General features: G+C 62.2%; 8 protein-coding genes. 2 read left to right on the plus strand and 6 right to left on the minus strand.

Annotated features, from left to right (window positions below; genetic code table 11):
- Positions 1–64: 64 nt before the first annotated feature.
- The 5 genes from FHX76_RS09285 to FHX76_RS09305 all read right to left on the minus strand — a co-directional run bounded on the left by FHX76_RS09285 (position 65) and on the right by FHX76_RS09305 (position 11,451).
- On the minus strand, positions 65–2,116 hold the full coding sequence (locus FHX76_RS09285; protein ID WP_243848601.1) for a YhgE/Pip domain-containing protein: 2,052 nt from the start codon (positions 2,114–2,116) through the stop codon (positions 65–67).
- Entirely contained in the window at positions 2,113–2,922 is an 810-nt protein-coding gene (locus tag FHX76_RS09290) for a hypothetical protein (RefSeq protein ID WP_167150067.1), read from the minus strand. Before FHX76_RS09290 ends, FHX76_RS09285 begins: the two co-directional genes overlap by 4 nt.
- Positions 2,923–3,124: 202 nt before the next feature.
- Positions 3,125–4,375 (minus strand): RNA polymerase sigma factor, encoded by a 1,251-nt coding sequence (locus tag FHX76_RS09295; protein WP_167150069.1) that lies wholly within the window; start codon positions 4,373–4,375, stop codon positions 3,125–3,127.
- Positions 4,369–10,503, minus strand: coding sequence for a beta strand repeat-containing protein (locus FHX76_RS09300; protein ID WP_167150071.1), 6,135 nt, complete (start codon positions 10,501–10,503; stop codon positions 4,369–4,371). Before FHX76_RS09300 ends, FHX76_RS09295 begins: the two co-directional genes overlap by 7 nt.
- Positions 10,504–10,821: 318 nt before the next feature.
- Complete coding sequence (locus tag FHX76_RS09305; RefSeq protein ID WP_167150073.1) at positions 10,822–11,451, minus strand: RNA methyltransferase; 630 nt, start codon at positions 11,449–11,451, stop codon at positions 10,822–10,824.
- Between the two features lie 110 nt (positions 11,452–11,561).
- On the opposite strand from FHX76_RS09305, the gene FHX76_RS09310 reads away from it, so the two are divergent.
- Together FHX76_RS09310 and FHX76_RS09315 are read left to right on the plus strand one after the other, a co-directional pair.
- On the plus strand, positions 11,562–12,548 hold the full coding sequence (locus tag FHX76_RS09310) for a zinc-binding dehydrogenase (protein ID WP_167150075.1): 987 nt from the start codon (positions 11,562–11,564) through the stop codon (positions 12,546–12,548).
- Between the two features lie 70 nt (positions 12,549–12,618).
- Positions 12,619–13,434 (plus strand): M15 family metallopeptidase, encoded by an 816-nt coding sequence (locus FHX76_RS09315; protein ID WP_341777903.1) that lies wholly within the window; start codon positions 12,619–12,621, stop codon positions 13,432–13,434.
- Here the strand turns inward: FHX76_RS09315 and FHX76_RS09320 are convergent.
- On the minus strand, positions 13,422–14,294 hold the full coding sequence (locus tag FHX76_RS09320; RefSeq protein WP_167150077.1) for an aldolase/citrate lyase family protein: 873 nt from the start codon (positions 14,292–14,294) through the stop codon (positions 13,422–13,424). The genes FHX76_RS09315 and FHX76_RS09320 overlap by 13 nt on opposite strands.
- Positions 14,295–14,344 lie beyond the last annotated feature (50 nt).

Below are 14,344 nucleotides of genomic sequence, written 5' to 3' on the forward strand. Positions count from 1 at the left end.
GCTGTGCCGCGCACGCCGACGCGGCAGGGCCTGTCAAAAACCCTACCGCGCTACGGCGGCCGCGTTAGATACTCAGCGCGGGGTGGAGGCGCTTCATGGTCCAGACCCGCTGGCGACCAGCGAACCAGGCGCTCAGCGCGACCGAACCGACGAGGATGCCAACCAGCACCGCAAGCGAGATCCAGAACCGGTAGTCGACGCCACCGGTAATGAGCTGGCGGAGCCCAGTCACCACGTAACTTGCCGGCATATAGGGATGCAGGAACTGGAAGAACTGCGGAGTTGTCTCGACGGGATACGTTCCACCGGACGAGCTCAGCTGCAGCATGAGCAGCACCAGGCTAATAACTCGACCAGCCGCCGTGCCAAACACAATGATGAAGGCCTGCTGCATCGCAAGAAACGCGACCGTGATGAGGTAGATAAAGGCGCTTGTCGCGAGCCAGTACTGCGGCTCAAGGCCGATTCCGTAGACGAGGACAAGCATCATGATGACAACCTGACCGAGGCCAATCGCTGCTGCGGGCAACAACGCGGTGAGCGTCGCACGGAGGCCGGTGGCACCGGCGGCGAGCGCCCGGGTCGGAAGCGCCCGCATGATGAGCCACGTGATGAGCGCGCCAACAAACGTCGCGAGCGCGATAAAGAAGGGGGCAAATCCTTCGCCGAAGCTTGGTGATTTGTTGTCCCACGTCTCGTGCAATTCAATTGGCTGCGCGATAACCTCGGACTTTTTGTCGGTCAGGGAAGCCGAATCGTTTGGCAGCTTTTCGCCGCCCTCAACAAGCGCCGCGTGCAACGTTGTGCTGCCATCAAGGAGTTTGCCACTCCCGTCGACCGCCGCTTTTGCGCCATCCGCGAGCGCTGTGGTCCCGTCGGCAAGCGTCGTGGCACCGGTTGCGAGCTGCGAGGTTCCACTGGCGAGCGTCTGCGCGCCAGAGCTGAGCTGTGCGGTGCTCTCAGCAAGTGTGTGGGCGCCCGCCGCAAGTTCGCCGCTTCCCGACGCAGCCGTAGCGAGGCCAGAGCTCAGTCCGGCGGCACCGGCGTTCAACTCGGTCACACCATTGACCAGGTCGGTCGACCCGAGAACAAGTCCGCTTGTGCCGGCCTTGAGCGTCGTTGTGCCGGTCATCAGTGCGTCAAACTGCTGCGAAAGCGCCGAAACGGGGACATTGGGATTTGCCTTGGCAAATTCTTGAAGCTGGGTCATTCCCGCAACAAGGGCGTCGGCACCCGAATCAAGGGCAACGGCACCGGGCGCGAGCTCGTTCGTAGCTTTTCCAAGCAACTCGCTGGTTCCTCCGGCAACGCGATTGGCACCGTCAGAAGCGGTCACGAGCCCAGAGGCGAGTTCGTCCGTCTTAGTGGCGAGCGTGGATGCGCCCGCTGCAATCTGACTACTGCCCGACGAGAGCTGCTGGGCTCCGCCGTTGGCGGTGGCCACCCCGGAGTTGAGCACGCCCATCCCGTCGTTGAGCGTTGTGGCGCCCTCGCTGAGTGCGCCAAGGCCGGTGGATGCGGTTGTCAGCCCATCTGTCAGCTGGCCAGCGCCGTCCGCAGCATCTCGAAGCCCATCGCCGGCATCGTTGAGGCCAGCAAGAAGCGTATGGGCGCTTTCTTCGCCAACCGTGACCCGTACGGTGTCCCGCAGCTGCTTCATTGCCTGCTGACCAAGGGTCGAGGCCAGAAAGCTATTGCTGTCGTTGTAGTTCACCTTGATCTGCGCCGAAACGGGGGCATCCCCTGTCGGCGAGGTGACGTTTGCGGAAAAGTCCTTCGGGACTGTTACCGAGAAGTAGTAGTCGCCGTCAGCGACGCCCTCGGCGGCCTGCTCAGCTGAGACGGATTTCCAGTCAAGATCCGCACCATCGATGAGCTTGTCGTAGAGCTCGTCCCCGTAGTTGACGGCCTTCGAGTCCTTCACCGAACCGGCATCCTCGTTGACAAGGGCAACCGGGAGGTGCCCCATCTCTTCGTTCGGCTGCCAAAACGCCCAGAGGTACAGGGCGCCGTAGATGAGCGGGATAAACAGCATGACGGCAATGGCGATCTTGGGCAGCGCCCCGTTCTTACGGAACCGGCTGAGCTCAGTTCCTGTGGAGAATAGCGACATCATGAGTGGGTAACCTCCGTGAGGTGAAGCAGTGTTGGTAGGGAGCCAAGCTGGGCATACAGCGCATCGTCTTGGCTTGCGGAAGCACAGATCACGGCAACGCCCGTCTGCGAGTACAGCTCAAGTGCCCTGAGCACTTCCTGGCGGGCGCGGGCAGAACGCACCTGGGAGATGTCGTCAATTGCGATAAACCGGGGCGAGCTCAGACCGGCGAGCGCCACGCGCAGGAGCATTCGCTGCTCCTCCGTGAGGTCGCGAACCAGGTCATCCCCAGCGGGATGAGGGACGTCGCCAAAGACGGGACCGCAGACGGTGTCCAAATCGATAGCTGCTGGCGACGGGAGGATCGTCCACCACGGCAGGACATACGAGAGCCGCTCCCGAATGACCTTTGCCACCGAAACGGAGTCGTCAAGGAGGTCGATGTCGTCGAAGCCCGCAATCTGGCTCACTCGCTGCAGGTCGCGCGGACGGGCAGGGGCGGCCGCGTCTCCAATAAATATGCGTCCGTCATCGGCCTTCATCCGGCCGGCGAGGGTGAGCATGAGGCTGGTCTTGCCCGTTCCCTCTTCGCTCACGATAATCGTGAGGCCGTCGCCGATCGTGAGCGTTACTGGCCCGTACACTCGGCCGCGTTCGGCCGACAATGAGATTCGTTCGACAGTAAGTACCGGAGTGTCTGGGGCCGGTGCTTGCGGGGATTCTAGAAGCGTTGTTTCTGCCGCTTTGGCAGGGTCAACCCGGTCAACCGGGGTGGTGTCGGCGAGTGAGTTCTCGATCACGTCGCCGTCTGGTGCTGGGTAAAGCACGGGGTTCCTCTTCCTACGAGTGAGGATTCTGAGGCGGGAGTTGTCACCGCGAGAATCTTTTGTACTGACTAGTCAGTATAGGCAGAAGATATGCGCAATCGCAAGCGCAACCGAGCAACAATCTCGGCCAACACAAGACGCCTCCGTTGCCTCCCGACCCGAGAAGCTACGAAGGCGCCAACGCTGAGGCTCGACCAGAGACCTACAGCGTGAACCGGTCCTGTTTGCTGACCTCGCCAAACTCAACAACAACCGTGTACGTCCCAGCCCGCGACACGATAAAGGCTTGGCCGTGATCCACCCGCTGCCGGTGAATAAGCTCGGTTCCGTTCAACGAATAGCTCACCCAGCAGTCCGCCCCCGTTGTGTTGCGCGAGACAAATACCGGAGCGTTGCTCGCACCGTCTTGCACCCGTAATTCGACGGCACACTCGCCGGACGGCACGGGAACGCTCACCCGATTTGAGTCATAGGCGCCCTGCGCCGCGGCAACGCCAACCGAGGCGGCAATCCCGAGCACCGCCGCAGAAGACAGCGCCGCAAGATACAGCGAAACTGAGCCCGACGAGAGGGCAAAGCCACTCAGCGCATGAGAAATACCCTGAGTCGAAAACAGCGAGGCGGCCGCTGAACCTCCGCCGGCATTCCCGGCGGCAACGCCGCCTCCCACGATTCCGGCAATAGACGATGCGACAGCCGCCTTATTAAACCCTTGAACCAGCCCGCGCAACTCAACCAGACAGTCCGCACAATCAACACAGCTATCAAGATGCACCTCGACGGCTCGACGGGCAGACCCTTTGATTGAGCCAATCGCGAGCTGCGCGAGGGGTCCGGCAAAACGAGTGCAGGATCGCTCGATCGACACCTGAGCTATTTCTTCGAGGTACTCCTTTCGAAGCCCCTCACGAGCACGCCGATACAGCACGCTCATCGCACCAGGCGCAACGCCCATGATTCTGGCGCACTCTGCCGTTTTCCGCCCCTCAACAACCCTCAGCATGAGCGCCTGCTGCCACCGATCCGGCAGCCGTTGGAAGGCGTGCACAATCTCGTTATCAACCGCAAGCAACGACCGGTCAGGCTCAGGGGACGTCTCAACGACGTAGTTTTCGATGTCGTCAACAGACAGGCTCGAACCGTTTCGCTGATACCACTTCGCATGCACAGACCTGACGGCGGTTCGGAGATAGAAGCGAAAATCCTCCGTCGGACCGTTGCCGTTGCGCAATGCCTCAAGCACTCTCGTGAAGGCCTCGCTGGCAAATTCCTCTGCCAGCGAGGCGTTCGACGTCAAGCTCCGCGCAACCCACAACGCATCTGTCATGTGCCGTTCGTACAGCTCGGCAGCCGCGTGGTTCTCGCCGTTGCGGTATCGTCCGATCAGCTCAAGATCTTCTGCACGACGCCTTGCGAGCTGCGCAGGACCACTCTCGTGTTCGTCGTTCAGCATTGACGCGCACTTGCGCGCCGGCGTCCGGCCGCGAGCCCTCCAAACCCAAGCAACATCGCCAACAGCGCGACGATTCCGATCGGCAAACCTGACACGGAGCCTGTCGTTGCGATGGTGCCGCCAAGGGAGGGCACCCCGCCGGCTTCGGCCGCTTCGACCTCAATGGTGTAGCTGAACGTCACGTGCTGGCCAAGATCATCCAGAACCGTTACCGAGAAGGTGACCGTCCCCGCAAAACCGTGTGGTGCCGTGTAGATCAGCAGGTTATTCTCGCCGAGCGTCACGAAGCCGTGCGTCGGCTGGAGCACATCGGCAAGACGAATCCCTTGGAGGTGCGTGCCAGTGACAGCCCCAAGAGGGTCAACCGTCACACTCTGCGTGCCGGCGGGAATCTTCACAACAACGTTCTTCGCTGTCGGGGCCGCCTGCACGACGACCACAAAGCCTGCCGTCGCCTGCTGACCAACGTTATCGGTGTACGTCACCTCGATCTCATATCGACCGCCGCCCGCCTCGCCCGCAGCAAACTGAATGCCGCCTGGCACGAGTTGCGCGGTTCCCGCGGACGGGGCACTCGTGATGCGCGTATCGCTGACCGTTCCGTCGGTGACCACCGAGTGCACGAAGGAGTGACTTCCGTGTTCTGGGATGGTCACCTCGCCGCCAGAGGCGGTAATGGCGGCCTGGACCGTCACCGTATATTCGACGGCAACGTGCTGGCCCAAATTGTCCACAAACGTGACAGAAAACGCGTACACACCGGGAACGGCACGTTCGGAGCGATAGGTGACCTCGCCCGTCGTCGCGTCAACGGAGACAGAACCGACGGCATCCGTCGCCCTGGTCCCATGCAACTCAACGCGGGCGGGCTGGTTGCTCACTTCGACGCTGCTGAGCGAGCCTTCCGTCACCACGATTGGCTCAAATGTAACTTTGTCATTCTCACCAATGGTGGCGCTCGTGACCCCCTCAACGACGGGACCGGCCTGCACCGTCACGATATACACGGCGGTTGCAGCTTGGCCAAGCGAGTCAGTGAATGTGACCGTAAAGCTGTGCGGACCGGGAAGCGCATCCCCGGCGTCGAAGACAAGGTCAGAGCCGATGAGCGCGGCCGTTCCAGCAGCAGGCGGAGCGGTGACCACAACCGAAGCAATTGACCCCGCGGTTGAGACACGTTGTGGCAAGACGATCCTGCCACCCTCCGCAACCACTGCGGTAACGCCATCCGCAACCGGCGGCGCTTGCACGATCACCGTGTGCGTGGCCACAACGGTTTGCCCGAGATTATCCGTAAAGGTCACCTCATAGCGATACGTACCAGCGGCAATTCCTGCGGCGTCAAAGCTCGATGCGCCGGTTGCCGGGTCAACAACAACTGCTCCCGCTACCGGTGGAGTAGTCAGGACCGCTCCAGAAACACTTCCGGTGGTGGTGACCGCCGGGGCGAAGGCTGCGGCCGAGCCAACCGCAATCGTCGATGTCAGGGCACCCGTGACAACGGGCCTCGCCTGCACCGTGACGGTGTATACAGCCACAACATCCTGGCCAACCGAGTCAGTAAACGTAACGCTGAAGCTGTGGATGCCAGGCTCCCCCTGGTAGCTAATAGCACCGGTCGCCGCGTTGACCGTCGCCGCGCCACTCTCTGGGGACGCGGAAAGACGCGCGTTCTGAAGTTCTACCGTGCTCGCAAACTCCGGGGCAAAGGTCGCGACCGCGCCCTCTGCAACCGTGACGGCATACGGCCCTGCAACCGTCGGCGCGGCCACAACCGTAACGGAGTACATGGCATCCGTCCACAGACCGTTGGCATCGGTCGCACGCACCACTACGGAATACGTTCCAGGCGAAGCGTCCCCCGCGGAAAAGGTCAGGGCCCCCGTCACAGGGTCAACCGTTGCCGTACCAGCAGAGGGTTCGGTCGTCACGGCAACGCTTGCAAGCGAGCTGGAGGTTTCAAATCCGTCAAACGTTACGCTGCGCCCCTCCCCGATGCTCGCGTCGGTGTCGCCAATCACGCGGGGTCCGCCAAGAACCGTCACCAGGTAGGTCACGCCAAGGGTCTGCCCAAGGTTGTCCCGAAATCCGACGGTAAACGGGTAGAGGCCGGCGGGGAGACCTGCCGTGGCAAACGAAACAGCCGACGTAGCGCCGTTCACGGTCACCAGCCCCGCTGGAGGCGGGCTCGCGAGCGAGTACCCGCTCAGCGTTCCGGCGGTCAGGACCACGGGAATAAAGGATGCAGCGGTTCCAGACGGCACGGTGACGGCAAGGATGGCCCCTGCCGCAAGCACGGGCGCGCGTTGAATCGTGACGGTCGCAACGGCCGTCGCGGTCATCCCGAGCGCGTCAACGATCGTGTACGAGACGGGCACGTCGTAGGTAAGTTCGCCGCTCAGCCAGCTGTGGGTCGGCGTGATCTGCAGTTTCCCTGAGCTGTAGGTCACCGTTGCGTCGGCGTCTGTGGTTGGCGGATGCGCGGCATCCAGCTGAATCGCATTTCCGGTATCAGGGGCAGCGCCGCCGAGCACGTCAAGTACTGCTTGGGCGTCAGCAATCGTGAACGCGTCGTTGGTTGCGACCGGAACAGCACTCACCGTGACGGTCACCGTAGCGGTACGAGCCTCGCCCGCAGCGTTGGTATAGGAATACTGGAACGTATCGGTGTAGGTCGCCGATCCGGCATGAGCTTCCGGCCACACAGACGAGGGCGAATAACTAAACGCCCCGATATCCGGCTGGCTCGCCGATACCGCCGGCGAGACCGTACCCGTTGTGGGCGGCGTCACGAGCGCAAGCGTGTTCTTCTCGTAGCTGCTTCCCACCGCGGTTGGGAAGGCAATGGTGTCGTTTGCAAGGACGTCAATCGTCTGCGATGTTCCAACGGCAACCACTGAGCTATCGTCGACAAGCACGGGGGCCGCAACAACTTCCTGGTACAGCAGCCCAACGCCGGTCTGCACTGCCTGAGGGAGAACCGTGACCTCAACCGGCGCTACGGCTGCCCAGTGTTCACGGTCAGCCTCGCTCAGTACAACGCGGTAGGTGCCGGCGGCGACGGGCTCAAACGCGTAGTTCCCTGCGCTATCCGTCTCTGCCGTTGCCACGGTACGCTCGCCGTCTCGCAGTTCAACCGTCGCCCCTGACCACACGGGATCAGCAGGGGTCACCGAGTTGCTGAAGTCGAGGTCTCGCAGCACGTTACCGGAGATCAGTGCGGCGGAGGATGCCAGCGGCCGGTTGGCCCCGGTCCGGGAAATAATGCTGGTTCCAGCCTCGGCAATGACCCGCATGGAGACATTGTTATTCACCGCTCCAGCCAGGGTCAGTCCTGGAACCTGGACTCGAATGGTGGCGTTTCCCGAGTATCCGGGCTCAAGCGGGCCAGAGGGAGTAAATCGCAAAGCGGTCACTCCGGCAGGAACGTCTCCGCTGAGCGTTTCCCAGTGGATACCCGTTGCCCCTGTCTCGTTGTCGGCGAGCGCTAACGCGGCCTGGACGGCTGCCGACGCATCCGTTGTGTATTCGATCGCGACGCTGCCCTGAGTGGCTTCGTCCATGGCTGCTACGACGTTGACAACGTTGAGCTCCCCTTCGCCGAGTCCGGTCGTGCCTCGCTCGTCTCCTTCAAACGGAAGGAGATCAACAAAGGACGACGCGAGGTAGCGACTCGACGACGCGTTTGCCCAGGTAATCGTGTACGACATCTCCTCGCCGGGACCGATGAGCCCGGTTACGGCAGTCGACGCGACCTTCGACGTTTTGAATACTGCGGCACCGCTGACCGTGATCGGAGCCGACGCCGTGCGGTCCTGGCTCAGCGCGAGGGCAGATGCCCCGCTGTACGTCGCGTTATTTTCCGTTGTCGGGTCTGACGGCGAGGACACAACAAGCTTGGCCGTTGGGGTCGAAGGAACCGGCGTTGACATCGACACTCGAACCGGAACGAGAATTGGGGTGAGTGCGGTGCCGTGTCCCTGGAGCGACCAAGGACCGGCTTCTCCGGCCGGCGCGGCCAGATCGCCGAGACGGAACACGATCTTTCCCGGCGTGCCGGTGGCGCAGGTTGTTCCAGGGATGCCGGGCGTGTACTCAAGCGGGCGGCTCGGAAGTGCCGCGACCACTGGCTCAAGGCAGGCGTTTGGCATCGTGACCGTTATCGTCGCGTCGGTGGCCACAGCATCCGGGCCGAGAACAGGGCCAATAACCGTCGGAGCGATTCGCAGGTTCACGATGTCTCCGCGCTCGGCCAACCCGGCGGCGTAGGTTGCGCCCTCAACTCGCTCCCACGAGAGGTCGGCCCGAACAAGTGCTTCGGCGGCCTGAACCGCGCCACCCTGGCTTGAGACGCCGGTTCCCGAGTACGTCGATTTCACAACCGCCTTGTCATCGGCGCCGTACTGCCAGAACCAGGGAAGCGTTGCATTCACGGCGAGGTCGGCGGATGCCGCTGCCCGCTCAAACGGGGTCACGATTCCAACGGTTGTGTTGGGTTCGAGCGCGTCGAGATACCTCACCCTGATACTTGTCACCGATGCGAGCCCTCCCGGCAGCGTTGACGGGTCTTCCGTCCAGGTTGGCTCGGTGTCCCCAAAGGAGAGGAGCGATTTTCGCTGCGCATCATTCACAAACGCATAGTCGGTGTATTCCAAAACATACGAATCTGCTGGAGCAGGTGCGAACAGGGGATAGGCGGTAAAGCCGAAGAAGCTGGAGGCTCCGGAGCGAGCGGTGTTCAGCACAACCTCAGGCGTGGCCGAAAGGTTCAGCAGCTCGGCATTCCAGGTCACGCTCCCGTAGGCATTTGTGGCTGGGCTCCCCGCGGACGCCGCGTTGTAGATTGAGCTCAGCGCGCGGAACCTTTGGCCAACAACAACCGCTTCGGTTCCACCGGTGCTGGCATTGGCATCACCGTAGATCTGGCCACTTGCATCATCGGCCATCGTCCCGATAGCGCCCGTCATAACGACGGCAGCGGTAGCGCGAGTGAAGGTGCGGCCAAAGCACGAGAGCGAGGTCCCGTTGGCGTCTGTTGACGGGCAGGGTCCGGCATCCGCTTGGCCAGGGGCGACATCGTCGCCGAAGTTGGACTGCCCGGACAACGAGTTGGGGTCAAACGAATGCACTCGCCCGTTTAACGAGATCGTCTCGCCAACGTTAACATTGCCCTCGTACGGCACAAAGAGGGCGATTTTGAGTTCACGGATGATCCGCGCGTCGTTTGAATCGCCAGACGAGGCCATCGGTCCCGCATAGATTGACGGGCTTGGGTTCAAGAACGAGGTCTCAAGCCCCGTCACCGAAACGGTCACAGGGCTGCCCGGCGCATCCTGGGTGGTAGAAACGGTCGAGGTATTTTCCGACTGCACAATGGCGTTTGCCGGGACATCAATCACAAACTGGAAGCTATTTGCGAGCGCCTCATAGCCGAGGAATTTGGGATTCTGGGGATCGACCTCCGCGCCAAGAAAAACGCTCAGTCGACTGGTCACCCCGAGGGTTCCGTTCACCGTGGTTCCCCCCTCAAGCGCCGCGTTGTAGACGCTCAGCTGCGTTCGGGGAGCCGCGGAAACGGTGAGCTCAGCCGCACCGGTTGCAGCCACGGCACCAACGACCACGGATGGCGTAAAGCGGGTCCCGTTGGGGAGGGCACCAATAACTGCCGACACCGGCAGCCTGGCAACATCCCCAGCCGTCACGAGGCGGTTACACGTCATGGTTGAGCTATCCGCACTCAGGTATCCACCGCCCGGCCCGGTGCAGACCGTGGATGTTACGCTCGTCGCGTTCCACTTCGCGCCGACGGGAAGCGTCGCAATAAATCGGGCTGAACCGTCGGCACCCGCGGTATAGCCGAGTTCCCATGAGACGGTGTCCTGAGTGCGAATAATGCCGTTGGTTGCGCTGCGATCGAGGCCGGGTCCGTCTCCCAAATCGAAGGGTGCCTGGCCGTCGGCAACGAGGTCGATCGAGACGCTGTCGACCGGAGCGGCAACGGCGGCCGTTGGCATCCCTGCGGCTGCCGTGACCGCGAGCACACACACAAGTACTCGAGCCGCGGCTCGTCGCAAGCGGCTCCCAACAGGCCGAGCGGCATGTGCTTCGTTGTGTGGTGTTTGTTTCATTCGTAGTTCTCCCCTAATAGCGGTTTCGCGCTGGCGCACGACGCAAATAGGGCATGACGTTACCGACGGCGGGCAGCCCTATTCACCATTCAAGGAGATCTCGCTTCAACCAGAATCTAACGCAACGCCAAAAGTTTTCTGGCGGCCCGTGTTACGGGTACGGCTGACGCGCCTGATGTTGCTCTTTGCCGCGGCCCATTGCGGCAAAACCCCTTACTGCGAAAGACCGTAACATGAGGATTCTGCAATTGCGAGACGAGTAACAAACGTTTGTTTTGTTTAGTTCCTGTGGAAGGAACCACGCAAGCGGCTTTCGGCCTAGGCCTGCTGCCCGTGAGTCATCACCCAGGAGAACATCGAGACGGCCGCCGCAGCCGAAGCGTTCAACGAACGGGTTGATCCGTACTGTGTAATTTCAACAACCGCTTCGGCCGCCGCAACGGCCTCTTCGGAGAGGCCGGGGCCCTCCTGCCCAAAGAGCATGATGCAGCGCTCCGGCCAGGCAAAGGACTCCATTGGCACACAACCGGGCACGTTATCAATCGCGATGATCGGGATGCCCTCATCCGTTGCCCACGCCACAAGGTCGTCAACCGTTGCGTGGTGCAGCACATGCTGATAGCGGTCGGTCACCATCGCTCCGCGCTTATTCCAGCGCTTGCGCCCAACGATATGCACCGTGTCGGCGGCAAAGGCATTCGCGCTCCGCACGATTGAGCCGATATTCATGTCGTGCTGCCAGTTTTCGATGGCGACGTGAAACTGATGACGGTGCTGGTCGAGATCCGCGATGATCGCGTCCATGGTCCAGTATCGATAGCGGTCGATTACATTTCGGGTGTCGCCCTGTTCGAGGAGCTCCGCGTCAAAGTGATCGCCCTCCGGGAGTTCACCAAGCCACGGCCCAACGCCAGAGGTCGACAATTCATGCGTTGGAGAGGAAGTCATCCCTCTATTCTCCCACCGAGCGTGGAATATCTGGGACAGTTGAGCGTTACCGACTCTCAGCGGCAGCATCCGCCCGCTTGAGTACGAACCGCCCGACGCCAGGAGCCAACGTGTCAGATTCCCCCGCAACCCACTCAATCACCCTCACCGAGACAGGTGGGCCCGATGTGCTGCAGTACGGCGAGGCCGAACGACCAACGCCGGGGCCCGGCGAGCTGCTCGTAACAACGCGAGCAACGGGTGTGAACTTCATCGAGACCTATCAACGCTCAGGGGTGTATGCAGTACCGCTCCCGTTCACCCCGGGAGCCGAAGGCTCCGGGGTCGTTACGGCCGTCGGCGAAGGCGTATCAGGGTATGCCGTCGGCGACCGCGTCACCACAACAGAGGCGAAAGCAACGTATGCCGAGCACTTTGTGGTTGAGGCCACGCGCGCGCACGTCATCCCCGACGGCGTGAGTTACGAGACCGCTGCTGCGCTTCCGCTGCAGGGCATCACCGCGCACTACCTTTCGACCTCGGTCTACCCCGCCACAGCTGGCGACATCGCGCTCGTTCACGCCGGGGCTGGTGGCGTCGGCCTCCTCCTCACCCAGCTCCTCGCTGCAAAAGGCGTGACAGTGATCACCACAACCTCAAGCCCCGCAAAGGCCGAGCTGAGCGCCGCGGCCGGGGCAACCCACACCATCGGATACGAGAACGTTTCCGAGCGAGTCAGGGAACTCACTGACGGGGTCGGCGTGAACGTGGTCTACGACGGGGTCGGGAAAGACACGTTCGATGAGTCGCTCGCTAGCCTGCGCATCCGAGGGACGTTTGTGCTGTTCGGCGGCGCCTCAGGCCAGGTGCCACCGTTCGACCTCCAACGCTTGAACTCCGCCGGCTCCATCACCATCACGCGCCCAACCTCTGTACACTTCTTGCTCACTCCTGAAGAACGCGCTTGGCGCTACGGCGAGCTCTTTGACGCGGTCACGGCGGGAACCCTGTCCGTTCGCATCGGACAGACGTTTCCCCTCGCGCAGGCTGCGGACGCGCACCGCGCGCTCGAAGGTCGCAAGACCACAGGGAAGGTGCTCCTTCTCCCAACGGAGTAGCACGCTCAGGTCAGAGCCAGCACGGCATATTCACCGCCGAGGCCGAGCCAAGACGCGATAGGTTTGAACGGTGAAAGACTCCAGCCTTCCGAACATCGTGCCGTTGCTTGCGGCAGGGCTGCTGCTCCTGAGCGGATGTGCGGCTGAGATTCCGCCTGCCCCAAACCCAACAGCAAGCAGCGCCTCGGCCTCCCCGACCGCCACGCCTACACAGACGGCGACGGAGACCTCCGCTGCACCGGATGCGCAACCACCGGCGGCACCGCAGCCGCCCGCGTTCGATGCCGCCAAGTTCTCAATTGACGACCCATCCTCGCTCTGGGTCGTCAGCAATAAACTGCGCCCCCTCAATCCGATCAGTTTTGAGCCGGCAGACTTGGCAACACCTTCGGGACTCCCAAACCCGCAGGGGCACACCCTCCGCACGCCAGCCGTTGAGGCGCTCGCAACGATGGCGGCGGATGCAGCTGCCGCTGGCATCAACCTGAGCATCACGAGTGGGTACCGGTCGTACAATACCCAGGTTGGGCTCTACAACGGCTACGTCAGCCGCGACGGTTCGGCGCTTGCTGACACCTACTCGGCACGGCCTGGCCACTCTGAGCATCAGACCGGATTAGCTGTCGACCTGACCGATGGTGGCGGCTGCACCCTTGACACATGCTTCGCAGGCACGGCCGCTGGGCAGTGGCTCGCCGCCAACGCGCCAACCTACGGTTTTGTGCTTCGCTACCCCGAGGGTAAACAAGGGATAACCGGTTTCATGTTTGAGCCGTGGCATTTCCGTTTTGTTGGCGCCGAGCTCTCTCAGCACATGGCAACAACGGGAACGAGCACCCTCGAAGAATTTTTCGGCCTTCCTGCAGCGCCTGATTACGCGCCGTAGGTCGACTGCTGGTTTTGCGCCGCAGGCACCTGCTCAACGCCTGCGGATTCGATTGCTTCTGGCGCTGAGACGCTCAGCCGATCGGCGAAGGCCACCCGAGCGTCGATGGCACCCGCGGTGAGCCAGTTCACGTCAGAGTGCAGGGCGATACAGGCAACCCCCGCTGCTCGATAGGCCGCTGCGGATTCGGCATCGGCCGCGTAAATTCCAACTGCCTTGCCAAATTTATGGGCCGCCCGGATGATCGCACCAATGGCCAGCTGAACCTCTGGATGATTGACGTTGCCGAGGTGGCCGAGGCTGGCCGAGAGGTCGGCGGGACCGATAAAGAGGCAATCAACCCCGGTCACCGCTGCGATGTATTCGCTGTTTTGTAATGCCTGCAGCGATTCGATCTGGACGATCGTACACGCGCGAGCGTTCGCCGTGAGTAGGTAGTGGGCGTCAAGGCCAAAGCTTCCAGCCCTGACCATGCCGGCGACCCCGCGGAGACCGCCGTTGGCCCCCTGCGGAAAGCGCATCGCGTTGACGGCAGCGCGCGCTTCGTCTGCCGTTTCGATTTTGGGAAAGATGACTGTTTCGGCACCGGCATCCATCACACGCTGCACCTGGGCGGCGTCGCGAGACGAAACTCTGACGGCGGCGCTCGTGCGACTGCCCCGCGCGCCGGCTGCATCGATGGCGCGCAGTTGATCGGCAACGGCTGTCACGTCGCTGGCGCCGTGTTCCATATCAACAACGAGCCAATCAAATCCAGTGTTTGCGAGGGCTTCTGCGACGTTGGCTGAGCCGAATGTCAGCCAGGTGCCAACCGAGGGCTGGTTGGCAATGAGGGAATCTTTGAGACGGTTCGTGCGCACGGTGCTCCTAGAGGTTATTGGGTGTGGCCCTCACTGTGCTCGTCCGGATC

This window comes from Lysinibacter cavernae (assembly GCF_011758565.1).
Lineage (GTDB): Bacteria > Actinomycetota > Actinomycetes > Actinomycetales > Microbacteriaceae > Lysinibacter > Lysinibacter cavernae.

Excerpts from the sequence above, each read along its gene's own strand:
- FHX76_RS09285 (WP_243848601.1), bottom strand. The coding sequence starts at position 2,116 with ATGATGTCGCTATTCTCCACAGGAACTGAGCTCAGCCGGTTCCGTAAG.
- FHX76_RS09295 (WP_167150069.1), bottom strand. The coding sequence starts at position 4,375 with ATGCTGAACGACGAACACGAGAGTGGTCCTGCGCAGCTCGCAAGGCGT.
- FHX76_RS09300 (WP_167150071.1), bottom strand. The coding sequence starts at position 10,503 with ATGAAACAAACACCACACAACGAAGCACATGCCGCTCGGCCTGTTGGG.
- FHX76_RS09305 (WP_167150073.1), bottom strand. The coding sequence starts at position 11,451 with ATGACTTCCTCTCCAACGCATGAATTGTCGACCTCTGGCGTTGGGCCG.